Source organism: Exiguobacterium sp. s189, assembly GCF_018617615.1.
GTDB lineage: Bacteria > Bacillota > Bacilli > Exiguobacteriales > Exiguobacteriaceae > Exiguobacterium > Exiguobacterium aestuarii_A.
On record NZ_JACSKM010000003.1, the window covers coordinates 83,554 to 108,670 of the forward strand.

Here is a 25,117-nt window from a genome sequence, read left to right on the forward strand (position 1 = left end):
TTGAACATGAGAAGGAGGTCCATGCAACATGAAACGAGAGAATAGAACCTGGTTGATGGGGTTTCAGATTTTCATGAACATCATCGGCGGACTCATCGCGGCGTATGGGTTGGAGTCCGTCCTCATCCCGAACAACGTGTCGGATGGGGGCGTCACAGGCATCAGTATCGTCGGGTCGCAGCTCACGGGATTACCGCTCGGGATCTTTATCGGGATTCTCAATATCCCGTTCATCTATCTCGGGTATAAACAGATCGGGAAAAGCTTCGCCATCCTTTCCGTCACGGGGATCGCATCGTTGTCTGTCGGTACGGTGATCATGCACCATGTCCCGACCATCATCGAGGGCGACGCGCTCCTCATTACCGTAGTCGGCGGAATCATCCTCGGGTTCGGGATGGGGATTTCCCTCCGTAACGGGGGTGCGCTTGACGGGATTGATATGCTGGCCGTCCTCTTGTCCCGTAAACTGCCGTTCGGGACGAGTGACTTGATTCTATTTTTGAATACGTTCGTCTTCATCGTCGTCTCGACAGTGTTCGGGCTTCAAGGAGCCGTCTTGTCGGCGATCGCCTATTTCATCGCCTCGAAAGTGATTCATATCGTCGAAGAGGGATTGAGCGGTGCGAAGACGTTCAAAATCATCACGAGTGAACCGCATGAGATGGTCGAGACGATTCGGGACCGTCTCGGGCGGAGCGCCACGTTGAATCAGATCCAAGGTGCGTATTCAAAAGAGAGCTATTACGAAATCACATGTGTCATCAACCGGCTCGAAGAACGAAAGATCAAGGACATCATCGATCAAGTCGACCCGAAGGCGTTCGTTGTCGTATACGAGGTGACAGAGGTCAAAGGCGGGAATTTCCAAAAACGCGATATTCACTGACGGATGGCCACGTGCCGTCCGTTTTTTATATATGTGGCGTGAAAACATTCCATACGTGTGAACCCGTAAGGCAGGAAATCGGACGCAACAAGTGGAATGAGACGATGCAAGGGAAAGGGGAGGATGGAGCATGTATGCACTGATCGGGAAGCTCGTCACAAAAGCGGGACAACGGGACCGACTCGTGGCGATTTTATCGGAAGCGGCACGGGAGATGGAGGCGACGGCGGACTGTGAATCGTATCGGGTCCACGTATCGCTCGACGAGGCGGACACGGTGTTCGTCTATGAAGTGTGGCGGAGTGAGGATGCGCATGCGGCGTCGTTGTCGCTTGCTGAAGTGAGGGCGTATATCGATCAGGCGAAGCCCATCCTCGAGCGGATGGAGCGGATCGCCGCGCTCGAACTGCGGACGTGACGGAATCATCGAATCAACAGGCGGATGACCACGTGTCGTCCGTCTTTTTTGCAGGAGAAAGAGATGGATACCGAGAACAAGACAGGATTCGGAAAGGAGGGAACGTATGCGTCCACTCATACTCGGTGTCTTTGCAGCCTTGTTTTTTGCGAGCACGTTTGTGTTGAACGAAGTGATGCAAGTCGGGGGAGGTAGCTTCGCCTATAGTGCCTCGCTCCGCTTTTTATGGATGATCCCACTGTTGATGCTCCTCGTCGCCTTACGGGGTGGACTCAAACGGGTCATCTCGGCGCTTAAAGACAATCCGCGTCCGTGGATCGTCTGGGGGACGGTCGGGTTCGGGTTCTTTTACGTTCCCATCTGTCTCGCGGCCGAGGTCGCACCTCCGTGGCTCATCGCAGGTACGTGGCAAGTGACGATCGTCGCCGGTGCGCTCTTGTCACCACTCTTCAAGAAAGCGGATGGGTCACGCGAACAGATCCCGTGGCGAGGGCTTCGGTTCTCGAGTCTGATTTTGATCGGGGTCGTCTTGATGCAAGTCGAGTTTTTCGAGTCGTTCGAGCCGCGCTTCCTTTGGTTCGGTGTCGTCCCAGTCGTGATTGCGGCCTTCGCGTATCCACTCGGCAACCGCAAGATGATGCAACAGACAGACCTCGACGTGCTCGAGCGCATTCTTGGCATGTGTCTCGGGTCGCTCCCGGTCTGGTTCTTACTGTTCGGGTACGGGTTGACGACGGGTCGTCCCTCATCGAGCCAGCTCGGGCAGACGTTCCTCGTCGCCTTGTTGTCAGGGATTGTCGCGACCGTCCTATTTTTCAAGGCGACGGACCTCGTCAAGCACGACATGGGAAAACTGGCGTCCGTCGAGGCGACGCAGGCGCTCGAGGTGTTGTTCGCCTTGATTGGCGAGCTCCTCTTCCTCCATGCGGTCATGCCGTCCCCAATCGCCTTAGTCGGAATCACGCTCGTCATGATTGGCGTCGTCTTCCATAGTCGGAGCCAATTCATCGAACTCCCGATGGCAATCGAAAAGGAGGCATAAAAAATACCTCGCTCCTTCGAGCGAGGCATTGTCATGAACTTGTCGTCAAACTGCCTTTGACTTTGTCATAGAAGTCATCCATCATACCAGTACGGCTACCGAGCTGGCAGATGAGTTCGAGCGTTTCTTTATAGAACTTCTTGACGAGTCCTTTGTTTTTGATTCCGTCCATCGACGCGAGCGTCTTGTCGAGGTTCTCTAAAATCTCTTTGATCTGTGCGTCCGAGTCCGGTTTGACGACCGTCATGTTCTCCGGGATGCTGACGACCTTCTCTTGACCTTGGTGGCGGAACGATGCGCCGAAGCCGAGGTTCTCGATGAAGAGGTGCGGCATGACCTTTTGACCGAAGAAGTGTTTGTGCCAGTCTGTCGCTTTCATCGTGTCCATATCTTGTTTGAACGTGGAAGCCGTCGAGACGTATTGTTTAAACAAATCCGTCATGAATTTCTCGATGACCGGGATTTGAAGGGCGAAGACGTTTTTCAAGAGCGCGTCGAGCTGAGCGCGCGTCAAAGTAGTTTCGTTAGACATGTCAGTTCCTCTTTTCTCTAGTACGTTATTACCATCGTATGGGATTGGCGGACGGTCGTCAATGTAAGGGGAAACATTTTTTCAGAATATTTGATGAAAAGTCATCAACTTGTGGGATAATCAAGTGAAGACATCAACAACTAGGGAGTGGTTCTTGTGAACAAATCGATGAAATGGGCGCTCGCGCTCGGTGTGACAGGTGCATTGGTGGCAACGGTCGGTGTCGTCTCGTCCCGGGGACGGACAGAGGATACGACGCAGACGATTCGTGACCGAGAGCTCGGGTACGAGATCATCTTGCCGTCAAAGATTGTTGCGGCGATCGAGCGCGGTGACGTCTATATCGAGAAGGCACAAGACGTCGTCGACATCGGCGACACGAAGAGCTACAGCACGTTCGATTTGTACTATAACGTCGAGGACGGGGACGACCAGCTCTTGTTCCACTTGGACTTGATCGACCGTGAGTTGACGGAAGAGGCGTTCGCGACAGAGGTCGGTTACGGTAACTATCTCGGCACGAACGATAAGACGTTCTTCTGGGTCGAACCGACAGAGGCCGTCCCAGGCGCGGAGGCGCATACGGATGAAATCGCTGAATTGATCGAGACGCTCCCTGAGTTGGAGTTTCGGACGTTATAATCTTGTAAGTGGGCTCGCTACGGCGGGCTTTTTTCTTTGTGCTACAATACAAATGAGGTGATGTATATGAATTGGACAGTAGAAGAAGTCAAACAAGCGGATGATGTGAAAACGTTAGAACAGGCGGTAAACATGAGTGAGAAGATCGACGTCAAAGTCGGTCATGAGTCGGTCGGACAGAACGACTATGCGGTATATGACGGCGAGACGCTCGTCGGGTATCTCATGCTCTTCCCATATCTCCCGAACGAGTATGAGGTGAACGCGCTCGTCCATCCGGAATACCGGAAGCAAGGCGTCTTCACGGCACTGCTCGAGACGGCGAAACAGGATGCGAAACTGAACGGCTGTGAGGCGTTCACGTTCGTCATCGACCGAAACTCAGCGTCTGGGAAGGCGGTACTTGAACATCTTCAGGCAGCGTATCAGTTCTCGGAATACAATCTCGTCTTGAAGAAGGCGGAATTGTTCTTGAAACCGGACGAGGTATCGCTCCGTGAGGCGACGGCAGACGACCGCCCGCTCATCATCGCGACACTCAGCGAGGCGTTCGGTGACCCGGTCGATGTGACGGAAAACATTTATCAACAAATCGACACGCCGGACCGTGTGACGTATATCGGCGAAGTCGACGGCAAGCCGGTCGGCGTCATCCGTGCCCTTCTCGTCGGTGACGACGCGGCAAGCATTCACGCGTTCGGCGTCAAAGCAGGAGAGCAAGGCAAAGGTTACGGCACGAAAATGTTGAAACAGATGGTGCAACAACTGTTCCGCATGGGCCGGACAAAAGTCGAGCTCGATGTCGAGACGGAAAACAAGGCAGCGCTTGAGATCTATAAGCGCGCCGGCTTCGCAGAGAATGGCGGCTACGAGTTTTACATGATCGAATTATGAGGTGACCCACATGGTGAAAAATCTGAAATGGCTCGGTGCAGCGTTTGAAGCATTTCTCGGGATCCCGATTCTCGGTGGTCTTTTCATCATCGGGATGGGGTATTCGCCCCTCGGATTCATGTTCGTCTATCACGTCATCGTGTTGATTCTCTCGTTCAGTCGACTGAACCGATTCTCATACGGCGCGGCCGTCGGGATCACGGCCTCTGTCCTCGGGTTCATTCCAATCGTCGGGATGATGCTCCACTGGGCGGCAGCGATCACGCTCGCGATCGACGCTGCGACGACTCCGCGACGGGTGACGCGCGTCGAACGTGACGATGAAGCATTTTGATGAAACGTACTCCTTTACGGGGTACGTTTTTTCATTGACCAAACGTTCAACTGAAAACGCTATACATTCATTGGAAATCGGACGATATAGGGAGTGATGAACACATTGAGGAGGAACAAACAGTGAAAGTATTTAAAAACTTTACGACGCAATTGCTCGCGTGGATCTTGGTCACGTCCTTTATCACGGGCGGAGCGGTCGGCTACATCACCCTATTACTCTTGACGGAACTCGAGATGGAACAAGGTCAAGTCATGCTCGTCGGTACTGTCGTGGCGTTACTCATCTCGTCACTCGGCGGCATCGTCATTTACTTGATTGCCCGTCGTCCACTCAAAGCGGTCGAGATGGCTTCTGAGAAAGCCGTCGAGGTCGGGAACGGTGATTTGACAGTCCACTTCGCGGACGAGAAGACATCAGACCGTTCGGAGATGGGACGTTTGCTCTTGTCGATGGACAACATGGTCGAACACCTTCGCGAACAAGGATCGAACATGCGTTACACGGCGGACCAATTGACAGGTTCGGCGCAAGAAATCGCGGCAGCGGTTCAAGAAGGAAACGTGGCGGGCGAAAGTATTCGTGTCGCGATGGATTCCCTCAACAAAATGTTAGAAGACAACGTCAGTGCGACATACAACTCGATGGACTTACTCGGAGCGGTCGCGCGGACGATGGAGAGCATCCGTCAAGAGATGTCATCGGCGCTTGATTCGGCGAGCGAGATGCAACAGGAAGCGGAGAGCGGGAAAGGCCTCGCGTCGTCTTCCGTCAACGCGATGCATGCGATTGCTGGAAAAGTGGAGCAATCGTCGACACTCAACAGCCAATTGACAGAGATGACAGGCGAGATCTCACGTATCACAGATGTCATCAGTGACATCTCGGCACAGACGAACTTGCTTGCCTTGAACGCGTCGATTGAAGCGGCACGTGCCGGGGAGCATGGTCGTGGATTCGCTGTCGTGGCGGCAGAAGTCAAAAAGCTCGCGGAACAAACGGCGAACTCGACTCAAGAAATCACAGATCTCATCGTAGACGTGAAGCGTCTCGTTGGCGATACATCGTCTTCGATGGCGAACGTGAAAGCAGAAGTCGAGACAGGCGTCGGCTTGGTTGAAAAAGCGGGTGGTGCGTTCGCATCGATCCACAATTCGGCAAACGAAGTGTACAGCCATGTCCATTCGGTCGATTCACTCTTGGATGAGTCACGCGGTCAGATTGACTCGGTCGTGACGAACTCGGCAGGCATCGTTGGCATGGTCGAAGAAGCGTCGCGCTATGCGAATGAAGTAACGTCAGCGGCAAGCCAGCAAGCGGCAAGTCTTGGAGAAGTAAACGGGGCGATGACAGAGCTCGTTCGGGTCGCGGAGAGTTTGCAGAATGAGACGGAACAGATGAAGGTGGAAGCATAATATATAAACATACCTCCATGGATGTCGGCGATGAGAAGTCGATATCCATGGAGGTATTTTTTTGACTTGAACAGATTGTCTAAACAGTATTGATTGAATTCCTTATCGGTTAGAACACAAAAAGACGAATCTGATCACATGATGTGACCGGATTCGTCAAATAAATCAATAGATGAAACGTGGGATATCGAATTCTGCTGTATAAGAATCAAGCAATTTGTAAATCTCGTGAATCTTATACGTTTGTTTAAACGCCCATCCAATGTCTGTCGCGTATTGATACGTTCCAGGTTTTGCTGGATTAAAGCGCATCTTATAAAGAGTGTTCTGTTGACGTGAGTTATTGATGTATCTCTCACTGATCCATTGTCCGCCTCCGTAAATGGCTTGTGCCGGAGTGAACCATCCATTAGTGAAGGCATGCTTCGCTCCGCCTGCCAATGGATTTGCATCAGTTGCGCCAATTCCAAACATGTTGTAGACCAGATGTTTCTTTGTAGCGTCTGATGTACTTAAGTTTCCGTTAGAATCGACCCAAACACCTTTTGCAAGAGTTGATATACCGTTACCAGTTTCAAGGAATGCATGCGACATCAAGTACACTTCATTGATGTTAAATGCTTTACCTGCGTCAATGAAAGCTTGTGCTTGTCCATCAAGAATACCCTTGCCGACCAATGCTTTGTTTAAAACAGTTGCAGTTGCATTCGTTGGTTTCGAAAGGTCTAAGAACTGGAAAGATTCGTAAGGTGATTCAAGTGCTTTTTCAAATTCGACCAAACGTGGGTCGACACGATTTAAGATATCTTCTTCAGTTGCCAAGCGCCACGTGTTATCAAAGACGCGTTCTGATTCTCCTGCTTTACGTTTGTAGCTAATGAGGTAGAAGTTATCCTTCTCACCTAACACGTTGACGATGCTATTTACATTTAAGATACCGTAAATATGAGAGTTCGTGTTCGAATCAGCTCGAACGCGGAGACCTGAAACGGTAATTCTACCGGTATTCGTACCTTCAATGAGTTCAACGTATTCTTGTGAGACATAGGCAGCTGTACCTCTATACTTATCGGTTTGAGCATTGACACCTTTTTGGATAGCCACCATGTCTGTCAATTTGTATGCGTAGTCCGTGTAATTCAAGACCACATTTTTTGAGCCAGGAATTGTCTCAGGAACTGTTGGACCTGTATAAGGTTTGATGTAATCACGACTGACATAAGCCGTGACGAAGTTATCATTGACGACGTATTCAATTTGAGACCAATCACTATTTACATCTTTAATGACACCGATGATTTGATTCTTCTCTAATTGACCGATTTTATTCGTAGACGTGACACCTGGGGTGCTTCGCACGTTTAATCCATCTACCGTGACGACAGCTTCATACTTGATTTCGTAATCTGTATCTTCCGCTGGTTCACTCGGCTTGGCTGGTGCTTTTTCAGTCAAATATTTCTTCGCGACATAACCGGTCTTCCCGTCATATTTCACTTTATACCAGTCACCATGTGATGAGACGTACTCAACTTTCTCATTCGGCAAAATAGTCATGAGAAGGCTACCACTTGTTGATGCCTTGTCACGTAAGTTCAAATTGACGGTCGTGTAATAATATTTTTTCACGACTGGAGTTTCCGGTTTTGAAGGAGTCGTTTTGACCTCTGACAAATATTTGCTAGACACATATCCGGTTTTGCTACCGTATTGAACGCGATACCAACTACCCGATTTTGAGATGTATTTGACTGTCTTGTTTTTCGGGATTGTCACGAGAATCTTGCCTGACGTAGATGCTGAACTACGCAAGTTCAAATTCTCTGTCGTTTTATAGGTTTTTGATGTGGCGTTTGTTGTCGGTGGTTTTGTCGCAGGAGGTTTCGCTGCTGGTGTGGATACTTTTGTCGCCTTTATGTATTTAGACGAGACATAACCAGTCTTCGAACCATATTTGACGCGATACCAACTACCTGATTTCGAAATATACTGAACTTCTTTACCTTTTGGAATCGTGAGGATACGCGATCCAGAAGTCGAGGCTTTTGTTCGCATGTTCAAGTTGACAGTAGTCGTATATTTCGTTGTCGTTTTATTTGAGCTATTTGATGTTGTTGGTGGCTTCGTTGTCGAAGTAGAGTCTTCTTTGACGACTTTTGTCGTCGTTTTCACGTATTGAGACGAGACGTAACCGGTCTTTGAACCGTATTTGACGCGATACCAGCTACCTGACTTCGAGAGATATTGAATCTCTTTCCCTTTTGGGATCGTGAGGATGCGCGATCCAGAAGTCGAAGCTTTTGTGCGCATATTCAAGTTGACCGTCGTGGTATAAACCTTCTTCGTTGAACTAGAAGATGATGAAGTCGATGTCTTCGAAACTGTTGACGTCGCTTCTTTGATGACTTTGTTCTCAGATTTTACATATTTTGATGAGACATAACCGGTCTTTGAACCGTATTTGACGCGATACCAGCTACCTGATTTCGAGATGTATTGAATCTCTTTGTTTTTCGGGATGGTCAATAATACTTTCGCCTTTAAGCTCGCAGAAGAGCGTAAGTTGAGATTCTCCGTAACGCTATATACTTTTTCGACTTTTTGCGCGCTTGTCGATGAAGTCGAAGTCATTTTGAGATAAGTCGAAGATACGTAGCGCTTTTGACCTTTGTACTCGATTTGTGCCCATGTTCCTTTTGTGCTCAATACAGAGACTTTTGTCCCTTTTGTGAGTTTCCCGACGATTGGGGAAGATGTAGAGGAAGATTGTCGGACATTTAACACGGTTGTGTCGACGGTTGCAGTTTTCGATGCGGCGTCTGCGTGTTGAGTGTAAAGCGTAGCGAACAATGCACCACTTAAGAAAATGGCTGTACTCAACCGCTTGGTTTGTTTGTTCAATGGTTTCCCTCCTTGATTCCTAGTTCAATATAAAGATGACTCGACACAAGTATAGAGAAAGGAGGGAAGTGATTGAAAGGAAATATTTCAAAAAGGGGTAAACGTTTCTAACAAAGAGGAAAATTAGATAATTTATCCTATTGTTGATAAGATTTTTTAGACGGAATGGATGAGAAGGGTGAGAAATAAAGAAACCAAGTAGTATGAAGACGGAAAAGAAAAAGAAAAAATGATGAAAGAACTGTTAAACAATCTGAATAGGGTTCCGATATAGAGTATGGAAACGATAAAACGTTCCAAAAAATGCAAGGTGAGGGGCCGGCCTAAACCTTGCATGCTCGGACAAAAGGACTTGGAAGAGCGGAAAAACTTTAAACCTATGGAGGGAAATTAAAATGATTATTAACCACAACCTTAACTCAATGAACGCACACCGTAACATGTCGTTCAACACAACGCAAACTGGGAAAGCAATGGAGAAATTGTCTTCAGGTCTTCGTATCAACCGTGCAGGCGACGACGCAGCTGGTCTTGCTATTTCTGAAAAAATGCGCGGACAAATCCGCGGGCTTGATCAAGCAACACGTAACGCACAAGACGGAATTTCATTGATTCAAACTGCTGAAGGCGCTTTGAATGAGACACATTCAATTCTTCAACGTATGCGTGAACTTTCTGTACAAGCATCAAATGACACAGCGACAGACGACGATCGTGCAGCACTTCAAGATGAAGTCAAACAGTTGAAGTCAGAAGTCGACCGTATTGCTACAAATACTGAATTTAACACGAAAAAACTCTTGAACGGTGAACTTTCTGGTACTCAATTATCAGGTGTTGGTTCTTCCTTAGGCGAAGCGACTGCTGCTGTTCTTGAAACTGGTGATATGGACCCTAGTGCATTTACAGCTGGGTCTACTAAAAATTTCCAAGTGAAATTAGATGGTAAAACGTTTGATTTAGCTGGCGTTGACTCATCAGATACTTTTGCCTTCTTCAAAGACTTAGAAACGAAATTAAATGCTGCAATCGATACGCACAATGCAGCTAATCCAACAGATACAGTGAAATATGCTAAGTTTGATATTGATGTAACAGATGCGACTACAATGAATTTCAAAATCACTAGTGGTACAACAGGGTCAAATTCAGAAATTTCGATTAAACCACTTGAAGATGGTACGAATACTGGAGCACAGACAGCTTCTGATTTTCAAGATCTTTTGACAGATAACGCTACTAAAACATTAGGTTCTGATGGTAAATTAACTGCCGAGGCTACAACAGCTATTAACGCTCTCGCAACTACAGATCAACTCAAACTCAGCGCAAACGGAAAAGAAATTGCTGTTGATTTAGCAAATGTTGGTGGCGGTGGTCGTACAGCGGGCGACGATATCACAACTGTTGCTGCTGATTTGCAAACAGATATTCAAGCTGCTTTGGATGAATATAAGGCATTAACTGGAGAAGATTTCGGAACAGTTGATGTTAAAGTAAAAGACGGTGCTTTTGTCATCTCAACTGACAAGTCAGATACAGTTAAACTTGAATTTGAAAAAAATGATTCTGCAGATGCGCTCGGACTTTCTGGAGCAACGACTTCAGCTTCAGGGGGAGTAGACTTCCATATCGGCGCAAACAGCACACAGAACATTAACCTTCAAATTGGAAACATGACTACATCAGGTTTAAACATTGCTGATTTAGATATTTCAAACCGTCAGGGAGCAGATAACGCAATTACTGCACTTGATTCAGCAATTAAATCGGTTTCGACAGAACGTTCTAACCTTGGTGCGGTTCAGAACCGTCTTGAACACACGATTAACAACTTAGGTACATCTGCTGAAAACTTAACTGCTGCAGAATCACGTATCCGTGACGTTGATATGGCAAAAGAAATGATGAACTTCACGAAGAACAACATTCTTAACCAAGCTGCACAAGCAATGATGGCCCAATCGAACCAGCAACCGCAAGCGGTTCTTCAACTTCTTCGTTAAGATTTTCTTTCGACTCTTTAATCAGTACACTCAATGTACGGATTGCATAACAAAGCCCGTCTCTCGCCAATCGAGAGACGGGCTTTTGCATTAGTATGTGTAAATGAGTCGATACTCTTTTATAATATTTTTCTTAATGTCCTGCCATTTGTAGACGACTGACCAATACGTACGATTCAATGCCTCGGCAATCTTAGCATCCGTTATTCCTTCTCGTTTCGCTTGTATAATAAATTGAATTTCTTCTTCGGTATAGTCATTTTTTGCTTTGGAGACAATCACAGACATGTCTGGATGTTTCGTTTTTTCCAAATTGAGTCGGTATTCCCAATCCAATTTTTTTCGCATTGAAGGGATTGCATAAGAATAAGGTTCAAAGTCATTCAAAAATCGAAGCGCTTCTTCTGTTTTTTGAATACGTAACGTATAGAAATGACCATCGGATCGTTTGCTTAACACAAACTGATGATGAAATGTACGAGCAATAAAAGCACTTAATTGCTCAAGCTCTTCAGGATAAAATGCTTGAAGATACAAATAGATATGCGGTGTGATGATAATTTGGTTCAATTTAGACCGTGATGATTTGGTTAAAGATAAACTTCCATCATCTAAGTAAAGTGCGAGTAAAAAGACAGGGTGGGTGCAATCTTCTAATAGATGGATAGGTATATATTTCTTTCGATCGACGTAACATTGCTCCCAAAGCCATGCGAATAATTCATCTTTCTCTGAATACAGTTCTGCGCTCGTTCCTGATTTCCGAATTTGAATTCCGCTAAAAATACGAGGGGCCGCTTTTAACTTCCACTCTCGATACTCCATCTGTTTCACGGAAAAATGTTCTCGGTACTGAAGACCTTTCTTTGGAATACTTTTTGACTTTGTTCTTGCGATTGTTCCATCTCCTAATAGTGTGCCGAGTAACAAGCTTTTCTCAAAAATCGTCAACTCTTCCCACTTCACTTCAACCACTCCCTATTTTAGTAATCATACATTATTTAATTCCCGTTCCTTATGAAGCTCATTCATTTGACCGATATAAAAAAAGAGAAGGGATTGAGGTTTATGATTCGTGAAGAAGTGTTGGAGCAACTACATCAAGTTAAAGCGTTGAGAGAAATCCTTGATGAAAAAGAAGAGCTATTACGGACGATGAAATCTATCGCACTTGAAGCGATGAACGCCGAAGATTCGAGAAGAATAGTATTAAATCAATCGTTTCAAGATTTACAAAACCAATTAGTCTATCTCGAATCGAAGATTTCGGTTAGTTTCCCAGAAGTTCTTAATAATTTAATAGAATAACCGATATATGAATTGAGAACATTTATTAAGAGGAGTAGACGTATATGAATCCGACCATTTCAGAAGTCCGGCTTCACCTACCTTCTTCCGTCTTGCCGTATGAACAAACGAAAAACGTGTTCGTCGAAGCGAATCAAGCAAAACTCGCTGACGAAGGCATCGTCATTCTTCCGACGCCTCAACACGTCACCAAATTAGAGGCGGCCGTCGAGAAGGCGAATCAAGTGCTCGAACAACAACGTACGGGCTTGAAGTTTATGAAACATGAAAAATTGAACGACTACTATATTCAAATCGTGGATACAAACAACGAAGTCATCCGCGAAATCCCAAGCAAGAAATCACTCGATTTCTTTGCGGCGTTCATGGAGTTCAACCAACTTTTCGATGAACGGGTATAAAGGAGGATTTTCATGACGACACCGATCCGGTTTGGCGGACTCGCCAGTGGAATCGATACCGACACGATTATTAAACAATTGATGCAGGCCGAGCGTGCGCCGGTCGATAAACTCGAACAAAAGAAACAAACGACGGAATGGAAACGCGATGCGTATCGTGAAATCAACCGCTCCCTCATGACGTTACGAAATAGCGCAGTCGACTTGATGTTCAGCCGAAACTTCTATGCGAAGACGTCTAGTTCGTCGGATGAGTCACGTGTCTCAGTTGTGGCAGGTCCTTCGAATGGGAATACGGCAATCCGTGTTGATTCCGTTTCAGATTTAGCGACTGCCGCGACAGTAACGGCAACACCGTTAACGAAAGCGGACGGTGCTGTGACACGAACGACTAAAATTTCTGATATGAAATTTACACCAACGTCTCGTTCAGCGACATTAGATGCGGCTACGAAAGAATGGACACTTTCACCACCGCCAAAAGCCGGTAGTGTTCAATTGCGTGATGCAAGCGATTCACCATTAGTTGATGGAACTTATAGCGTCGACGCGACAGGTAAAGTGACGATGACAGATGGGTCAGATATCCCAGCTGGCACAAAAGCGACATTTACTTCCGGATATGAACTTGAACTACGATCTGTTAAAGACGGTGCGATGCAAAAGATTCAGTTATCAGAAGATGCAACTGTAGACAATCTGATTGCGGCATTGAATGGTAAAGACACAGGCATTTCCGCATTTTTTGAACCGATTTCAGGGAAGCTCGCTTTGACCCAAAAACAAACAGGTTCAACTGCAGTGATTGAATTCGATGCAGCCACACAAACAGCACTAGGAATTGCTCCAGGTGATGCCTTGAAAGCTGGAACAGATGCACAGTTTATGCTGAATGGTATTCCAATGACACAGAGCTCAAATACTGTGACAATCGACAATATGACATTGACTTTAAAATCGACATTTGCGAGCGGACCAGTCACACTCTCCGCTGCCACTGACACTCAAAAAATCTTTGACAACATCAAAGGATTCGTCGATAAATACAATGAGACGATTGATCTCATGAACAAGAAGACACGCGAAGAACGATTCCGATCGTTCGCACCGCTCACACAGGCGCAGCGTGATGAGTTGTCGGAAGATGAGATCAAGAAGTGGGAAGAGAAAGCGATGAGCGGGATGCTCCGTGGGGACACGATTCTTCGTGGGACGATGGACACGCTCCGTAGCAAATGGTCGAGTGCGACATCGGCATCGAACGATAAAGAGATGAAGCAACTGTTCCAGATCGGTCTCTCGACCGGTTCTGACTTCACAAACGGTGGTAAGATTGAGCTGAATGAAGAGAAGTTAAAAGCTGCCATCGAGAAAGACCCAGAACAAGTGTATAAACTGTTCACGGATGAAAGTACAGGACTCCTCCCACAAATTCGTGACACGGCAAAAGACTCACGTGAGACGATCACGCGTATCGCCGGTGCGGATGGGGCGGGGGCTCCGACGTATTCAATGGGTCGCGAGATGACGCAGATGGATACGCGAATCAAACGATTAAACGATTTACTCATCGATAAAGAAAACGCCTACTACCGTCGCTTCGCGGCGATGGAAACGGCGATGAACCAGGCGAACTCACAAGCCGCTTCACTTCAACAGTTTTTAGGCGGAGGCATGTAAGAGGAGGAATTTAAATGGTAGCCAATCCATACGCAGCTTATCAAAACAATGCAGTCACGACCGCGAACCCACAGGAACTGACGCTTATGCTTTATGACGGGGCGCTCAAGTTCATGCGCCTCGCCAAGCTTGCGATCGACCAGGGGAACCCTGATTTGAAGAACATCAATATCCAAAAGACGCAAGCCATCTTCCAAGAGCTTCGTCTCACACTCAATAAAAACATCGCCATCTCGGCGAATCTGGATTCGCTCTATGAGTACATGTGGCGCCGTCTCGTCGATGCGAACGTCAAGAACGATACGACGATCCTCGATGAGGTACTCGATTTCACAACGGAACTCCGCGACACGTGGAAGGAAGCGATGAAACTCGCGAAACAGTCATGATGCCGATTGATGAGATCATTTTAAAGACGCAACGCCTGAAAGAGTTGCTGGCGCAAGTCCCAGAAGAGCCAACGTACGACTCATGGATGGAACAAATCCATGAGCTCTTGGACGACCGCGAACAGTTGCTGGCGGCGCACGGTCCTGATTTGGAGAAAGCCGATCAGACGGTCCTCCGGCAGCTCGTCGACGACAGTCAAAAGATTGCACGTCTCATTGAGGCTGAACACCAGCGTCTCGGGATGACGCTCGGAACGGCCCGGATGGAACGGAAGACGGTCAAATCGTACGTCGACCCGTATGAAGACGTCGATTCTAACTTTTCTGGACTATTCGACCAACAGACGTAAAAAGCTCGAAGGCATATGCCTTCGAGCTTTTGTGTGTTAAGAGGTTTTCACTTGGCGACGCATGCGAATGATGAAGTAAGAGACCGTAAACAAGATCAGCCCACTTACCGTGAAATTTAAGTAGAGGCGCATGGCATCTTGAAGTGACGTCACTGGTGTAGACCCACCGAACCAAAGGAGCGGCAGGATCGTCATGTGCATGACGCACCAGTGAATGAAAATTTGCTTTTTGAACGACCATTGTCGGACTTCATAAATGACGCTCGTGAGCCCGAGAAAGAAAGCGACTCCGACGTAGACGAGCATGGCATGTACGCCGTCCGTATTTCCTGACCATCCTTGATAGAGCGCGAGGATCGCAAACGGCAGCGACCATAAGAGGCTTCGTACGAACCCTTTCTTCACTAATTGCATATGTACCATCCCTTCATTGAATCGTTGTGCATATATACGGATATCACGCAAAAAGGTTTCGGATAAAAAGCGAAGATGAAATCACGTCTGTTTTCCGCTATAATCGGGTAAACATCATTGTAGCCGTTGCTTCTTTTCTGGAAAGAGGAGGGAAACGAGATGCGTGAGAAAGAGTCCAAACCGGTATCGTCACGGAAACGCCGTTATTTCGTCTATGGTCCAGAGGGAGCGTACGATGAGTATGTGGAACGGGACCCGAAACTCGAGGCGTATGTCGAGGACGATACGCCGCTTGAAGATCGTCCTGACCCATACGAGGAAGAAGAACTGAAATCAAGAGGATAAGTGTATATGTCAAGGTCCGATTGTGGACCTTGACTTTTATTTTGCCTGGAATGTTTTCTTGTCACGGTACAGATTGCCAATTCGTTATATTCGTCTTAACCACAACACTTGGATTATGAAAAGGGAGAGATGAAGATGAACATGAAACGATTTGGCTTACTGGTAGCGGTACCGCTCGCACTACTCGCAGGATGCGGGGAAGCAGATGAACTGAAGACGACGGCGACGGACACAGAAGAAGTGGCAGAGGCGGAAGCGAGTGCGCCAGAGGAGACGACTGCTGAAAAAACGGACGTCCAAGAAAGCGAACTCGGCACGAACAAGATTTATTTGAAGAATAAGGCACTCACCATCACGGAGACGATGGGACCGATTCAGTTCGCCATCGACAAAGTGCAGACGTCACGTCTCACGGTCGCAGAAGCTTATAGTGATTCATTCGATGGACAAGAAGAGGTGACGGTCGTCGCGATGAACATGATTGTCGAGAATACAGTTGACGAGACGATGAGTTTCCATCCGAACCAGGCGACACTCGTGACGAACACGGGGGAGCAGGTGTCTTCGGACTTATGGTTCTCAGATGACGTTGGTGGCGAATTCATGGGGAAAGTGAAGAAAGAAGGGAATGTCCTCTTCTTCGTGAAAGCAAAACCCGAAGAGCTGACGGACTTGAAAGTCGTCATCGATGGACCGTTTAACGAGAACTTCGACAAAGTGGCGGAAGATCGCTACGAGTATACAATCAACGTGACGAAATAAGATTAAGCGTGCCGACCGAGTGTCGGCACGTTTTTTGTATGGTCATTGGAAAATGAGTAGAGGAATTATCATAAAACAAATGATTATTTCTAATTAGATGGGTACATATTCAATATAAGTCATTGTCCGACGAGATTTTCGAATAGGAGGGAGCGTGTCATGAAAGTTCGACATTGGTTGTTCACATTGCCTCTCGTATTTCTGATTGGATGCGGGGAGACGGATGAGGCGACGAGTTCTGAAACTATCGAGCAAACCGAGCAGGCGACTGATGAAGAAACCACTTCTTCATCAGAAGGAAGTGAATCGAGTAAAGATGAAGATACGTCAGAAGGGATTGGTGGCTCCGAAGAGTTTGAGGTAGAAGAGAATGAGCTTGGCATCAGTCAAATTTACATGAAAAATCGTAACCTAGGTATTGAAGAAAAGATTGGTCCAATCATTTTTCAGATTGATAAAGTGCAAACCCTCCGATTACAGGTTGCTTCTGATTTTCGTTTCATGTTCGATGAAAAAAAAGAAGTGACCATTGTTTCGTTCAACGTGATTGTCGAAAATACGAGTGACGACACGGTCTCATTTCATCCGAATCAGGCCCGCCTTGTAACGAACACAGGAGAACAGGTAGACGCTGATCTAATCATTTCGGAAGATGTCGGAGGAGAATTTTTAGGTAAAGTGAAGAAAGAGGGCGGGGTACTCTTTCATGTAGATTCGATGCCAGCAGAGTTGACTGAGGTGCGTTTTGTCGTAGAGGGTCCGTATAACGACCAATTCAATACGATTGCGGAAGACCGCTACGAATATACGATCAACGTGACGAAATAAATAAAGGGCGTGCCGAAACCAAACGGCACGCCCTCTTTGTCTAGTCTAAACCTAAACGATAGAGGATAATGAAGATATCCCATCTTTTAGGAGGTCAGTGATGAAGAACGTCTCTCTACTCAAATATGACCAACAGCTCCATTATGAATGGTCGAGTCATGTCTTGGAAGAAACGGAGGATTACGTATTGTTGTATGCGGGACCGGGGCGGACGCTCCAACATCATACGCGAGGTGCCTGTTATACATACGATTCTCACTCACTGGAGTGCTTTATGCGACATGAAGGCTTCACGCTGCAACTCGATTTAGAACAGGACGGCACGATGCGCGGGTACTCCAATATTGGCCTGCCCCCAACCGTTACGGATGAGGAGATTCATTTCATTGACTTGGATGTGGACCTCGTTGCGAGGGAACCAGGAGAATGGCAACTCGTCGACGAAGAGGAGTTCGACATCAACCGGATACGATACGGTTATCCAGATGCATTGGTTGAACAGGTATGGCACACCGTCGCTGAAGTGAAACGACGAATCGAGCATCAGCAATTTCCGTTTGACGGTTCGTTAGAGCGGCGTCTCATCGAACTCGCTCAAAGAGAGATGCCTCACTTCCTCTGATGCGGTAACGGGATCGACAACACGTCCCAGTCATTGCCTGCAAATAGCTTCGATAGATAGACGATCTGTCCGACATGATAGCCGTAATGCGACACTTGTCGCTCAATCGCATCGATCACAGAGTGGGCTTCCCCGCGAATCATGACGTCTTTTCCTAAGTCTTCTGGTGTGAGAGCGGCCAAGACGTCGTCTAACAGTTGCCAGCGCTCGTCCCATACTTGCATGAGCTCGTCCCGGGACAATTGTTGGTCCTCGAACTCGGCGTCGCGATTCCGGTCCGGCTTTTCGCCGTCCGTCGTCAAGAAGTCGGTCCAGCGCGACTTCATGTTGTTCGCCACATGCTGGATGATGAGGGCGAGGGAGAGCGTATCGGGCGCGAGCGTCTTGTGCAGGTTCTCGTCACTCACTTGGACGAGTGCGCGCTCGGCGAGTTGTTTCTGGCTGTTGAACGTGGCACGTACGGTATCGAGATATTGTGTTTCAAACATGAGAAATCCTCCTTTAGTATGTAAGCTATTTGTTTATACCCCATCGTCGAACCTCTCAATGATGACTACGAAAAAGCGTAGGATTTAATGTCCTACGCTTTCGTTTATGTATGTTCCAAACGAAAATCTTCCCAATGAGTCCGTGCCTGATTCCGAATCCGCTCCGATACTTCCTTACTGCTGAGGAGAATCCCGTACCAGCGCCGCGCATCTTCGTAATAGTCGAGCGCAGCCGAAAGGTCAGCAATCCGAAGCATGAGCTGGTCATACGGCAGCCCGGTCCGGATTGGGTCCGTATACGCCTCTTGCACCTCATTGTATTTATCGAGTGTGCGTTGCATCCATTCCTTCTCAGACGCCGTATCCCCCATCAACCGATACATCCAGACGATCCGCATCCCGAGCATGGCGACAACGGAAGGCTTTTGTCCGCTCAACTGGGCCGTCATGACCGCAAATTTATATAAGAGAATGACGTGCTCATGTGTCCGGTCACCTTTTAGGATATCCGGATTCACTTGGTTGAAGTAATGCGTCTCGAGTGCCTCCCGGTTATGCTTTCGCACCTTGTCGAACGAGTCATGGAAGACGAGGTGGCAGTGACCGCAGACGGTCGGCTCATACAAATACGGGTTCGGTCCGTCATACGTCGTATAGCCGTCCTTTTCGACCTCGAGCGGACGGATGTGACGCGACAAGACACGCTGGGTCTTGCTTTCCTGTAAACAATACGGACATTTGACTTTCTTCAAAAACAAATGTTCTGCCATCTCGACACCTCACACATAGACGTTGACGAGCAATCCGCGAATCTCACCGACCTGGTCGAGGAGGGAGAGGCGAGAGGCTTCCCCTGAGATGACCTGGTCTGTCAGCGCGAGGAGTTTCTGGTCGACTTGTTCGACGACCTTGTAGATCTTCGCACGTCCCCGGCGGTTGAATCCGCGCTTGTCCTCGAGGCGGAGTGCCGCGTCAACGGCCTCTTTCATAAAGTCTTTGATCATTTTCTTATAGTCGGCGAGCGCCTCGACCGTCTGGCTCTCGGCGAGTAGCTCTCCTTGTTCCTGGATCGCGGCGATTTGACGATGGAATCGCTCGTGTTCACGGTCTTCACGCTTTTGACCGATGACGTTTTGGAAGGAGATGCCAGGTTCGACCTCGGGGCGTTTCGCCTTATTTGAGCCGAGGAGCGATTGCGTCTCCATGATGCGACGAATGTCCATATGGGCAACCGTCCTTTCTTTAGGTTAGTTCAATAATTGTAACACGCCTTGCGGCAATGCGTTCGACTGCGCGATCATCGCCATGCCAGACTGATTCAAGATGTTAAGGCGGGCGAAGTCCATCATTTCACGGGCCATGTCGGCATCACGGATTCGTGACTCGGACGCCGTCAAGTTCTCAGAACCGATGGCGACGACGCTGACGTTCGCCTCGAGACGGTTTTGGATTGCCCCGAGCTTCGAGCGTTCGAGTGACACACGGTTGATGGCTGCATCGAACTTCGCGATTGCTTCTCCCGCTTTGTCTGGCGTCAATACGCTGAGGGAGTAGTAAGAAACATCTGCTGTCGCTTGATCGTTGTCGTGGTCGACGGTAGATAACGCTCCGCCTCCCGCTGTCGTCGTGATGCCGAGTGCATGCGCTCGCATATCTTGTACGTTCAAGACGACGGCTTCGTTATTGCCGGCACCAATCTGGAAGAATAACGTGCTCTTCTCTTCTTTGTATTCCCCGTTCATGATCTTCTTCGAGTTGAACTCCGTCGTCTCGGCGATTCGTGTCACTTCTTCCGTCAACGCGTTAATCTCTTCTTGGACGGCTTTCGCATCGTCCTCGCTGAGCGTCCCGTTCGCTGCTTGGACCGCTAGTTCACGCATGCGCTGGAGGAGGGAATGCGTCTCATTCATCCCGCCCTCGAGCGTCTGGGTGAGCGAGATGCCGTCGAGCGTGTTGCGCTCTGCCATCGAGAGCGAGTCAAGGCGCATCCGCATCTTCTCGGAGATGGCGAGTCCTGCCGCATCATCTGACGCCTTGTTGATCCGGACACCGCTCGAGAGGCGGTCCATCGTCTTCTTCATCGATGCCTGGTTCAACGAGAGTGACGTATAGGCTTTCAACGCTTGGACGTTATTGGTAATTTTCATAGCGGTTTCCTCCAGTCGGGACAGATTGTGTTTTCGCGCGTTCCATCGCCTCGCTCCACGTCTTGTCGAGGTCGCTTGCGAGCGTATGTAGTTCGGCGATCTTTTGTTGGTCCTGGTCGATGATTGCCTCGACGCTGGCGTTCGCCATATAGAGATAGATTTCATCAAGTTGCGCCGCGATGATGCCACCGCTGTCATGAAGTCCTTGATGGAGCTTGACCAACAGCTCGCGCGCTTGGCGCAGATGACGATTTCGTTCGGCGATCGTCGAGCCTTGGGCGCGTTCGTAATGATACGTGAGTGCGTGTAACATCGCCTGTGTCAGTTCTTCAGGCCTCATTTCATATAACTGGGTTGGGTTCATCTTGGTTCTCCTTTAATGGAATCGAGTTCTTCTATCAACAGCAACACTTCCGCCATCACGTCATACAGCTGCGGGGGGATGGCGTCCCCTAAGTCGAGGTCGAGCAAGTGTCCGAGCAAGGAATGGTCGTTCTCGACCGCCACGCCTCGGGCACGTGCCTCTTGTAGAATCTTTTCAGCGACGGCTCCCGTTCCGCGGGCGACGATGACGGGCGCTTTGTCCGTCGATTCGTCATAGCGGACGACCGCGGCCGTCTTTCGTTTCGTCAAATCCATGCGTTGGTACATCGTGGCCTCCTAAATTCTGAAGTCATAGCCGGTCGTCGGTGCCACTTTCGGCTCATCGACGACGCGTTCGGCTTTCGTGAGCGGTTTGAACTGGGTCGTCACGCTCTTATAGCCGATCGTCTCGAGCGTCTGTTCGATCTTGACGAGGAGCGGGCGGGCGAGTCGTTCGACCGTCGCATCGTCATGCTCGAGCGTGAGACGGAGGTTCCGGTCTTTCGCTTCGAGTTTGACGCCGATCTCGCCGAGGCGAGGTGTCTCTAAGCGGATATAGAGGACGCTGTTCTCCCAGTCGACGACGTCACCGGCCTCGCGGTTTTGGATATGGACGTGAATCCCGGTGTCAATCTCCTGTACTTTCGCCGGAAGGGCGAAGAGGAGCTGGTGGAGCTGTCCACCATCGAGGCGGTTGAGCGTCTGTTGGACCTGAAGGAACGAGGCGAGTCGCTGCGCCTCCGGGTTCGTCGTGTCGCTTCGCACCGATAATGCGGACGTCGGCGTGTTGTTCGCCTGTGCGAGCTGGGCCTGTGCCTGGACACGTTGCGTCACTTCTTGGACGTGCCGACCGGATAGTGTCGCGTCAAGTTTTAGCGGTGTGACGCTCGGAATCTCCCCGGCGCGCATCGCACCGTGAGGGATATATTCGATCCGTGCCTGGTTCGGTGCGTAGCGGAAGTCGTTCAACGTCGCCCGTACGTCTTTGACGAGTGCCGCGCTCTCTTGTGGCTTTGTCGAGAGTAACGACAAGGCGAGGTCGAGCTTCGCGGTCATGGCGACGAGTTGTTTCTCCTGCGTCACATCCGTGTGAAGGAGCGCATCCGTCTTTTGGACGAGTTGCGTCAAGCGGGTCGAGACGGTCTCAAGCGCGGGGCGTGCCGCATGTGGGTTCGACTCGATGAGTGCTGAGACCTGTCCGAGTTGTTTCGTCACCGTCGCCTGTTCGTTTCGGAACGTGTTCGTCACGTTCGCGAGATGGCTTGTCACTTCCTTGACCATCACCTGTCGTCCGTTCACCGGAGGTAGCGGCAACGGTTCGGTGCGCTCCATCTTCGGTGGGGTAGGGAAGTCACGGATGACCCGGTCGATCGTCTCCTGAGTCGGTGTTACTCGTTCGCTCACGGGACGTGACAAGTTGACGAGTTCGACGTATCGCTCTTTTTGAGGGTACGGGGCGTCTGGTGATGGTGGTGTGAGGAGTTGTCTCGCCTCATTTAAAGAAAGGACGGCAATCTCCCGTGCGACTTCACGCGGGACGGCCTGAGTGTCGAGCGTCTTTAGATGAAGGATGACGTCGCGCATGTCACCTTTAAAAGCCGTCTCGAGGAGGCGTACCGTGTCCTCGTTCATCGGCAAACGCCCGGACTGGAGCAGACGGCTGACGGCGCTTCGGACTTCGGGTGGAAGGGAAGCGAGGAGCGTCTGGATCTTCGTGTCGAGCTTTGACGATGCAGGTGGTGCGGGTTCAAGCGTCTCTTCCTTTTGTGGAACGACGGTCGCGAGCAAGACGCCGTCCTGTTCGGCAAGCGTCACGTGGAACGGGTTCGTCTTCGGAAGCCCGTCTTTGAATGTGACCTCGACTTCTTCGCCGTTGATCTTGACGATAGCGGAGTCGGGGCCTGTCTGTTTGACGAGTTCGGCCTTATAGGTCCGATTCGTCTGGATGCCTGGTAAGACCGAACTGACGGCGGTCGCTTGGGCTTGAATTTGCATGTTTGTCACCTCGACCATAATATCGACCTCTTTTTCAAAAAATGAAGCGAAACAAACGAAAAAAACCTTCCGTCTTTTCGACGGAAGGCGTGTCATGATTCAAGCGCTGGGCTCGCATTCAATTGTTGGAACCGGGCGACGAGTTCTCCTGTCGCTTTCAGTTGGTTCCGAAGGACGTACGGTGTCGCGTTCGTCTGGATTTGATGTCCATCTTTTGTGAGGACGAGGCCGTTCGGCTCCTCCTCGATGTTCAGTATGTCTCGAATATGGGACCAGGCATACCATTCACAATCGTCTCGCTTCGGAGACTTCGTCGGGAAGAAGACGAGTCCGGTTGTCGGTTCGATCACGACAGGGACTTTCCCTTTTACGCCGGCGACGCGTTTGGCGATGAAGATTCTTTCCTCGATCGAGCTGTTGTACTGGCGGCAAGAAAGTTGCAACAACTGGTACGGCCGGAGCGGGGTTGAAATCTCGGTGCCATCCTCGAGAATGATCCGTGACTGCTTCATAATGTCAAAGCAAGGGAGAATCGCCACGGTTCGCTTTGTGATGCGATATTTTTCCTCAGAATAGTAGGAGCGCATACGCTGCACCATCCTCCTCTTATTAGATTTTCAGGATCGGCTAAATGACAAACGGCACAAACCTAAATCATCCCTTCAATGATATATCACAAAAAATGTAAATTCAACAAGACAATATGAAAAGTAGGGAAAAAGAATTCCAATGAAAGCCAAATGACGAAACGTTTACAAATATTTGAGAAAGTGTTTGTCACGCTTACAAGAAGGTGGTAAGATTAGCCGTAGAGGACAACCCTCTGTATTCTCCAATGGTGAAAGGAATGGATTTACACATGGTAGGTAAAGTAAAATGGTTTAACTCAGAAAAAGGTTTTGGATTCATCGAAGTAGAAGGCGGCAAAGACGTGTTCGTACACTTCTCAGCAATCCAATCTGAAGGCTACAAATCACTTGACGAAGGTCAAGACGTAGAGTTTGAAATCGTTGATGGCGAGCGTGGCCCACAAGCGGCTAACGTTGTAAAATTATAATTTCAAACCGTGAAGCCGGCTCCCTCGGGAGTCGGCTTTTTATTTTGTCTACATAATAAAAAAAGGTGTTTAAAAATGGGTGGAATGGGTATTTTCTTTCTATACCTTTAGCTCGTTGTAGGAAATGTTGAATTCGGAACAAAATTGTCATTATTTTCTGATGATAACGTTTTCAAACATAGCGATTTCGGGGTATAATATTAGTGAACCACCTGGTTCCACTTTCTTTTAGAAATGAAGCAGGAGATTCCGTCTCGTTCGACGAATCATTGGTTCAAGCGGTTATTTTAAGGAGGAGTTCAGATGATTTATAACATTCGCGGCGAAAACATTGAGGTCACACCAGCAATCAAAGACTATGTCGAGAAAAAGCTGGAGAAGTTGACTCGGTATTTCACAACTCCTACGGATGCACAGACGGCTTACGTCAACTTAAAAGTGTATAACGAGAAACAAAAAGTGGAAGTGACGATCCCGATGCCGAACTTGTTGCTCCGTGCCGAGGACATCAACCTCGACATGTACGCGGCAATCGACCTCGTCGTCGATAAATTGGAACGTCAAATCCGTAAACACAAAACGAAACTCAACCGTAAAGGACGCGGGAAAGAAGGTGGCGTCGGCGAGTACTTCAAGTCCCTCGAAGGACCTGATGATGCACCGGCCGTCTACGATGAGGACGAGGCAGAACTCGAACTCGTACGGACGAAACGCTTCACATTGAAACCGATGGACACGGAAGAGGCGATTCTTCAAATGGACATGCTCGGTCACAGCTTCTTCGTCTTCTCTGACGCGGAAACGGGCAACACGAACGTCGTCTACCGTCGTAAAGATGGGAAGTATGGCTTGATCGAACCAGAATAATATACTTGACCTTACACGACCCTCCGGT

The 25,117-nt window shown here is 48.7% G+C and carries 31 protein-coding genes; 19 read left to right on the forward strand and 12 right to left on the reverse strand.

The genetic code is table 11. The features are described 5' to 3' along the window. Window positions 1-28: 28 nt before the first annotated feature. The 3 genes from KNO99_RS05130 (at window position 29) to KNO99_RS05140 (ending at window position 2,349) form a co-directional block, all read left to right on the forward strand. Window positions 29-889, forward strand: a complete 861-nt coding sequence (locus KNO99_RS05130; protein ID WP_214745909.1) for a YitT family protein — start codon at window positions 29-31, stop codon at window positions 887-889. 130 nt (window positions 890-1,019) lie between these two features. Further along, window positions 1,020-1,307: a putative quinol monooxygenase gene (locus KNO99_RS05135; protein ID WP_214745912.1), complete on the forward strand. Its 288-nt coding sequence runs from the start codon at window positions 1,020-1,022 to the stop codon at window positions 1,305-1,307. 106 nt (window positions 1,308-1,413) lie between these two features. After that, a complete protein-coding gene (locus tag KNO99_RS05140; RefSeq protein ID WP_214745915.1) occupies window positions 1,414-2,349 on the forward strand; it encodes a DMT family transporter in 936 nt (311 codons plus the stop codon). A 31-nt stretch (window positions 2,350-2,380) separates the two neighbouring features. Here the strand turns inward: KNO99_RS05140 and KNO99_RS05145 are convergent, their stop codons facing one another. Beyond that, complete coding sequence (locus tag KNO99_RS05145; protein ID WP_074033734.1) at window positions 2,381-2,881, reverse strand: hypothetical protein; 501 nt, start codon at window positions 2,879-2,881, stop codon at window positions 2,381-2,383. A 156-nt stretch (window positions 2,882-3,037) separates the two neighbouring features. Between KNO99_RS05145 and KNO99_RS05150 the strand changes: the two genes are divergently transcribed. From KNO99_RS05150 to KNO99_RS05165, 4 genes are all read left to right on the forward strand, one after another. After that, window positions 3,038-3,523, forward strand: a complete 486-nt coding sequence (locus KNO99_RS05150; protein WP_074033732.1) for a hypothetical protein — start codon at window positions 3,038-3,040, stop codon at window positions 3,521-3,523. 66 nt (window positions 3,524-3,589) lie between these two features. Further along, a complete protein-coding gene (locus KNO99_RS05155) occupies window positions 3,590-4,417 on the forward strand; it encodes a GNAT family N-acetyltransferase (protein WP_214745918.1) in 828 nt (275 codons plus the stop codon). Window positions 4,418-4,427: 10 nt separating this feature from the next. Next, complete coding sequence (locus KNO99_RS05160) at window positions 4,428-4,751, forward strand: hypothetical protein (protein WP_214745921.1); 324 nt, start codon at window positions 4,428-4,430, stop codon at window positions 4,749-4,751. Window positions 4,752-4,873: 122 nt separating this feature from the next. Beyond that, entirely contained in the window at window positions 4,874-6,166 is a 1,293-nt protein-coding gene (locus KNO99_RS05165; protein ID WP_214745924.1) for a methyl-accepting chemotaxis protein, read from the forward strand. 165 nt (window positions 6,167-6,331) lie between these two features. Here KNO99_RS05165 and KNO99_RS05170 read toward each other — a convergent pair whose 3' ends face one another. Beyond that, on the reverse strand, window positions 6,332-9,067 hold the full coding sequence (locus tag KNO99_RS05170) for an SH3 domain-containing protein (protein ID WP_214745927.1): 2,736 nt from the start codon (window positions 9,065-9,067) through the stop codon (window positions 6,332-6,334). A gap of 395 nt (window positions 9,068-9,462) precedes the next feature. On the opposite strand from KNO99_RS05170, the gene KNO99_RS15450 reads away from it, so the two are divergent. Beyond that, a complete protein-coding gene (locus KNO99_RS15450) occupies window positions 9,463-11,073 on the forward strand; it encodes a flagellin N-terminal helical domain-containing protein (RefSeq protein WP_214745930.1) in 1,611 nt (536 codons plus the stop codon). A gap of 90 nt (window positions 11,074-11,163) precedes the next feature. Here the strand turns inward: KNO99_RS15450 and KNO99_RS05180 are convergent, their stop codons facing one another. Continuing rightward, the gene (locus tag KNO99_RS05180) at window positions 11,164-12,039 is read right to left on the reverse strand and encodes an endonuclease (protein WP_214745932.1); all 876 of its coding nucleotides are present in this window, start codon (window positions 12,037-12,039) and stop codon (window positions 11,164-11,166) included. Between the two features lie 102 nt (window positions 12,040-12,141). Here KNO99_RS05180 and KNO99_RS05185 point away from each other — a divergent pair, with 102 nt between their 5' ends. Genes KNO99_RS05185 through KNO99_RS05205 form a run of 5 tightly spaced genes read left to right on the forward strand, consistent with a single transcriptional unit; the run spans window position 12,142 to window position 15,201 of the window. Next, entirely contained in the window at window positions 12,142-12,381 is a 240-nt protein-coding gene (locus tag KNO99_RS05185) for a hypothetical protein (protein ID WP_214745935.1), read from the forward strand. A gap of 44 nt (window positions 12,382-12,425) precedes the next feature. Beyond that, on the forward strand, window positions 12,426-12,782 hold the full coding sequence (locus KNO99_RS05190; RefSeq protein WP_114165849.1) for a flagellar protein FlaG: 357 nt from the start codon (window positions 12,426-12,428) through the stop codon (window positions 12,780-12,782). A gap of 12 nt (window positions 12,783-12,794) precedes the next feature. After that, window positions 12,795-14,462 (forward strand): flagellar filament capping protein FliD, encoded by a 1,668-nt coding sequence (fliD, locus tag KNO99_RS05195; RefSeq protein ID WP_214745938.1) that lies wholly within the window; start codon window positions 12,795-12,797, stop codon window positions 14,460-14,462. Between the two features lie 14 nt (window positions 14,463-14,476). Continuing rightward, window positions 14,477-14,851, forward strand: a complete 375-nt coding sequence (gene fliS / locus KNO99_RS05200; RefSeq protein ID WP_214745942.1) for a flagellar export chaperone FliS — start codon at window positions 14,477-14,479, stop codon at window positions 14,849-14,851. Beyond that, window positions 14,851-15,201 (forward strand): flagellar protein FliT, encoded by a 351-nt coding sequence (locus KNO99_RS05205; protein ID WP_251130958.1) that lies wholly within the window; start codon window positions 14,851-14,853, stop codon window positions 15,199-15,201. The genes fliS and KNO99_RS05205 overlap by 1 nt, the downstream gene beginning before the upstream one ends. Before the next feature lie 36 nt (window positions 15,202-15,237). Here the strand turns inward: KNO99_RS05205 and KNO99_RS05210 are convergent, their stop codons facing one another. Further along, on the reverse strand, window positions 15,238-15,615 hold the full coding sequence (locus tag KNO99_RS05210; RefSeq protein WP_214745945.1) for a DUF3021 family protein: 378 nt from the start codon (window positions 15,613-15,615) through the stop codon (window positions 15,238-15,240). Between the two features lie 159 nt (window positions 15,616-15,774). Here KNO99_RS05210 and KNO99_RS05215 point away from each other — a divergent pair, with 159 nt between their 5' ends. The 4 genes from KNO99_RS05215 (at window position 15,775) to KNO99_RS05230 (ending at window position 18,172) form a co-directional block, all read left to right on the forward strand. Continuing rightward, the gene (locus KNO99_RS05215) at window positions 15,775-15,960 is read left to right on the forward strand and encodes a hypothetical protein (protein ID WP_214693614.1); all 186 of its coding nucleotides are present in this window, start codon (window positions 15,775-15,777) and stop codon (window positions 15,958-15,960) included. A 135-nt stretch (window positions 15,961-16,095) separates the two neighbouring features. Further along, the gene (locus KNO99_RS05220; protein WP_214745948.1) at window positions 16,096-16,722 is read left to right on the forward strand and encodes a hypothetical protein; all 627 of its coding nucleotides are present in this window, start codon (window positions 16,096-16,098) and stop codon (window positions 16,720-16,722) included. Between the two features lie 159 nt (window positions 16,723-16,881). Further along, a complete protein-coding gene (locus KNO99_RS05225) occupies window positions 16,882-17,550 on the forward strand; it encodes a DUF4352 domain-containing protein (protein ID WP_214745951.1) in 669 nt (222 codons plus the stop codon). 100 nt (window positions 17,551-17,650) lie between these two features. Further along, window positions 17,651-18,172, forward strand: a complete 522-nt coding sequence (locus KNO99_RS05230) for a DUF402 domain-containing protein (protein ID WP_214745953.1) — start codon at window positions 17,651-17,653, stop codon at window positions 18,170-18,172. Here KNO99_RS05230 and KNO99_RS05235 read toward each other — a convergent pair. The 8 genes from KNO99_RS05235 to KNO99_RS05270 all read right to left on the reverse strand — a co-directional run bounded on the left by KNO99_RS05235 (window position 18,160) and on the right by KNO99_RS05270 (window position 23,752). After that, window positions 18,160-18,660 (reverse strand): DUF1572 family protein, encoded by a 501-nt coding sequence (locus KNO99_RS05235; RefSeq protein ID WP_214745955.1) that lies wholly within the window; start codon window positions 18,658-18,660, stop codon window positions 18,160-18,162. The genes KNO99_RS05230 and KNO99_RS05235 overlap by 13 nt on opposite strands. A gap of 104 nt (window positions 18,661-18,764) precedes the next feature. Beyond that, on the reverse strand, window positions 18,765-19,430 hold the full coding sequence (locus KNO99_RS05240; protein ID WP_214745958.1) for a DUF2225 domain-containing protein: 666 nt from the start codon (window positions 19,428-19,430) through the stop codon (window positions 18,765-18,767). Between the two features lie 9 nt (window positions 19,431-19,439). After that, on the reverse strand, window positions 19,440-19,883 hold the full coding sequence (locus KNO99_RS05245; protein WP_214745961.1) for a YaaR family protein: 444 nt from the start codon (window positions 19,881-19,883) through the stop codon (window positions 19,440-19,442). Between the two features lie 24 nt (window positions 19,884-19,907). Then, the gene (locus KNO99_RS05250) at window positions 19,908-20,807 is read right to left on the reverse strand and encodes a flagellin N-terminal helical domain-containing protein (RefSeq protein ID WP_214745966.1); all 900 of its coding nucleotides are present in this window, start codon (window positions 20,805-20,807) and stop codon (window positions 19,908-19,910) included. Beyond that, a complete protein-coding gene (locus KNO99_RS05255) occupies window positions 20,791-21,171 on the reverse strand; it encodes a flagellar export chaperone FliS (protein ID WP_214745969.1) in 381 nt (126 codons plus the stop codon). Before KNO99_RS05255 ends, KNO99_RS05250 begins: the two co-directional genes overlap by 17 nt. Next, window positions 21,168-21,458 (reverse strand): EscU/YscU/HrcU family type III secretion system export apparatus switch protein, encoded by a 291-nt coding sequence (locus KNO99_RS05260; RefSeq protein ID WP_214693601.1) that lies wholly within the window; start codon window positions 21,456-21,458, stop codon window positions 21,168-21,170. The genes KNO99_RS05255 and KNO99_RS05260 overlap by 4 nt, the downstream gene beginning before the upstream one ends. Before the next feature lie 9 nt (window positions 21,459-21,467). Continuing rightward, window positions 21,468-23,183 (reverse strand): hypothetical protein, encoded by a 1,716-nt coding sequence (locus KNO99_RS05265; RefSeq protein ID WP_214745971.1) that lies wholly within the window; start codon window positions 23,181-23,183, stop codon window positions 21,468-21,470. 74 nt (window positions 23,184-23,257) lie between these two features. Then, complete coding sequence (locus tag KNO99_RS05270; RefSeq protein ID WP_214745974.1) at window positions 23,258-23,752, reverse strand: competence protein ComK; 495 nt, start codon at window positions 23,750-23,752, stop codon at window positions 23,258-23,260. 272 nt (window positions 23,753-24,024) lie between these two features. On the opposite strand from KNO99_RS05270, the gene cspD reads away from it, so the two are divergent. Both cspD and hpf read left to right on the forward strand, forming a co-directional pair. Continuing rightward, the gene (gene cspD, locus KNO99_RS05275) at window positions 24,025-24,222 is read left to right on the forward strand and encodes a cold-shock protein CspD (protein WP_012726946.1); all 198 of its coding nucleotides are present in this window, start codon (window positions 24,025-24,027) and stop codon (window positions 24,220-24,222) included. Between the two features lie 303 nt (window positions 24,223-24,525). Next, a complete protein-coding gene (hpf, locus tag KNO99_RS05280) occupies window positions 24,526-25,089 on the forward strand; it encodes a ribosome hibernation-promoting factor, HPF/YfiA family (RefSeq protein WP_214687196.1) in 564 nt (187 codons plus the stop codon). Window positions 25,090-25,117 lie beyond the last annotated feature (28 nt).

Excerpts from the sequence above, each read along its gene's own strand:
- KNO99_RS05130 (WP_214745909.1), top strand. The coding sequence starts at position 29 with ATGAAACGAGAGAATAGAACCTGGTTGATGGGGTTTCAGATTTTCATG.
- KNO99_RS05135 (WP_214745912.1), top strand. The coding sequence starts at position 1,020 with ATGTATGCACTGATCGGGAAGCTCGTCACAAAAGCGGGACAACGGGAC.
- KNO99_RS05140 (WP_214745915.1), top strand. The coding sequence starts at position 1,414 with ATGCGTCCACTCATACTCGGTGTCTTTGCAGCCTTGTTTTTTGCGAGC.
- KNO99_RS05145 (WP_074033734.1), bottom strand. The coding sequence starts at position 2,881 with ATGTCTAACGAAACTACTTTGACGCGCGCTCAGCTCGACGCGCTCTTG.
- KNO99_RS05155 (WP_214745918.1), top strand. The coding sequence starts at position 3,590 with ATGAATTGGACAGTAGAAGAAGTCAAACAAGCGGATGATGTGAAAACG.
- KNO99_RS05160 (WP_214745921.1), top strand. The coding sequence starts at position 4,428 with ATGGTGAAAAATCTGAAATGGCTCGGTGCAGCGTTTGAAGCATTTCTC.
- KNO99_RS15450 (WP_214745930.1), top strand. The coding sequence starts at position 9,463 with ATGATTATTAACCACAACCTTAACTCAATGAACGCACACCGTAACATG.
- KNO99_RS05185 (WP_214745935.1), top strand. The coding sequence starts at position 12,142 with ATGATTCGTGAAGAAGTGTTGGAGCAACTACATCAAGTTAAAGCGTTG.
- KNO99_RS05190 (WP_114165849.1), top strand. The coding sequence starts at position 12,426 with ATGAATCCGACCATTTCAGAAGTCCGGCTTCACCTACCTTCTTCCGTC.
- fliD (WP_214745938.1), top strand. The coding sequence starts at position 12,795 with ATGACGACACCGATCCGGTTTGGCGGACTCGCCAGTGGAATCGATACC.
- fliS (WP_214745942.1), top strand. The coding sequence starts at position 14,477 with ATGGTAGCCAATCCATACGCAGCTTATCAAAACAATGCAGTCACGACC.
- KNO99_RS05205 (WP_251130958.1), top strand. The coding sequence starts at position 14,851 with ATGCCGATTGATGAGATCATTTTAAAGACGCAACGCCTGAAAGAGTTG.
- KNO99_RS05210 (WP_214745945.1), bottom strand. The coding sequence starts at position 15,615 with ATGCAATTAGTGAAGAAAGGGTTCGTACGAAGCCTCTTATGGTCGCTG.
- KNO99_RS05215 (WP_214693614.1), top strand. The coding sequence starts at position 15,775 with ATGCGTGAGAAAGAGTCCAAACCGGTATCGTCACGGAAACGCCGTTAT.
- KNO99_RS05220 (WP_214745948.1), top strand. The coding sequence starts at position 16,096 with ATGAACATGAAACGATTTGGCTTACTGGTAGCGGTACCGCTCGCACTA.
- KNO99_RS05225 (WP_214745951.1), top strand. The coding sequence starts at position 16,882 with ATGAAAGTTCGACATTGGTTGTTCACATTGCCTCTCGTATTTCTGATT.
- KNO99_RS05230 (WP_214745953.1), top strand. The coding sequence starts at position 17,651 with ATGAAGAACGTCTCTCTACTCAAATATGACCAACAGCTCCATTATGAA.
- KNO99_RS05235 (WP_214745955.1), bottom strand. The coding sequence starts at position 18,660 with ATGTTTGAAACACAATATCTCGATACCGTACGTGCCACGTTCAACAGC.
- KNO99_RS05240 (WP_214745958.1), bottom strand. The coding sequence starts at position 19,430 with ATGGCAGAACATTTGTTTTTGAAGAAAGTCAAATGTCCGTATTGTTTA.
- KNO99_RS05245 (WP_214745961.1), bottom strand. The coding sequence starts at position 19,883 with ATGGACATTCGTCGCATCATGGAGACGCAATCGCTCCTCGGCTCAAAT.
- KNO99_RS05250 (WP_214745966.1), bottom strand. The coding sequence starts at position 20,807 with ATGAAAATTACCAATAACGTCCAAGCGTTGAAAGCCTATACGTCACTC.
- KNO99_RS05255 (WP_214745969.1), bottom strand. The coding sequence starts at position 21,171 with ATGAACCCAACCCAGTTATATGAAATGAGGCCTGAAGAACTGACACAG.
- KNO99_RS05260 (WP_214693601.1), bottom strand. The coding sequence starts at position 21,458 with ATGTACCAACGCATGGATTTGACGAAACGAAAGACGGCCGCGGTCGTC.
- KNO99_RS05265 (WP_214745971.1), bottom strand. The coding sequence starts at position 23,183 with ATGGTCGAGGTGACAAACATGCAAATTCAAGCCCAAGCGACCGCCGTC.
- KNO99_RS05270 (WP_214745974.1), bottom strand. The coding sequence starts at position 23,752 with ATGCGCTCCTACTATTCTGAGGAAAAATATCGCATCACAAAGCGAACC.
- cspD (WP_012726946.1), top strand. The coding sequence starts at position 24,025 with ATGGTAGGTAAAGTAAAATGGTTTAACTCAGAAAAAGGTTTTGGATTC.
- hpf (WP_214687196.1), top strand. The coding sequence starts at position 24,526 with ATGATTTATAACATTCGCGGCGAAAACATTGAGGTCACACCAGCAATC.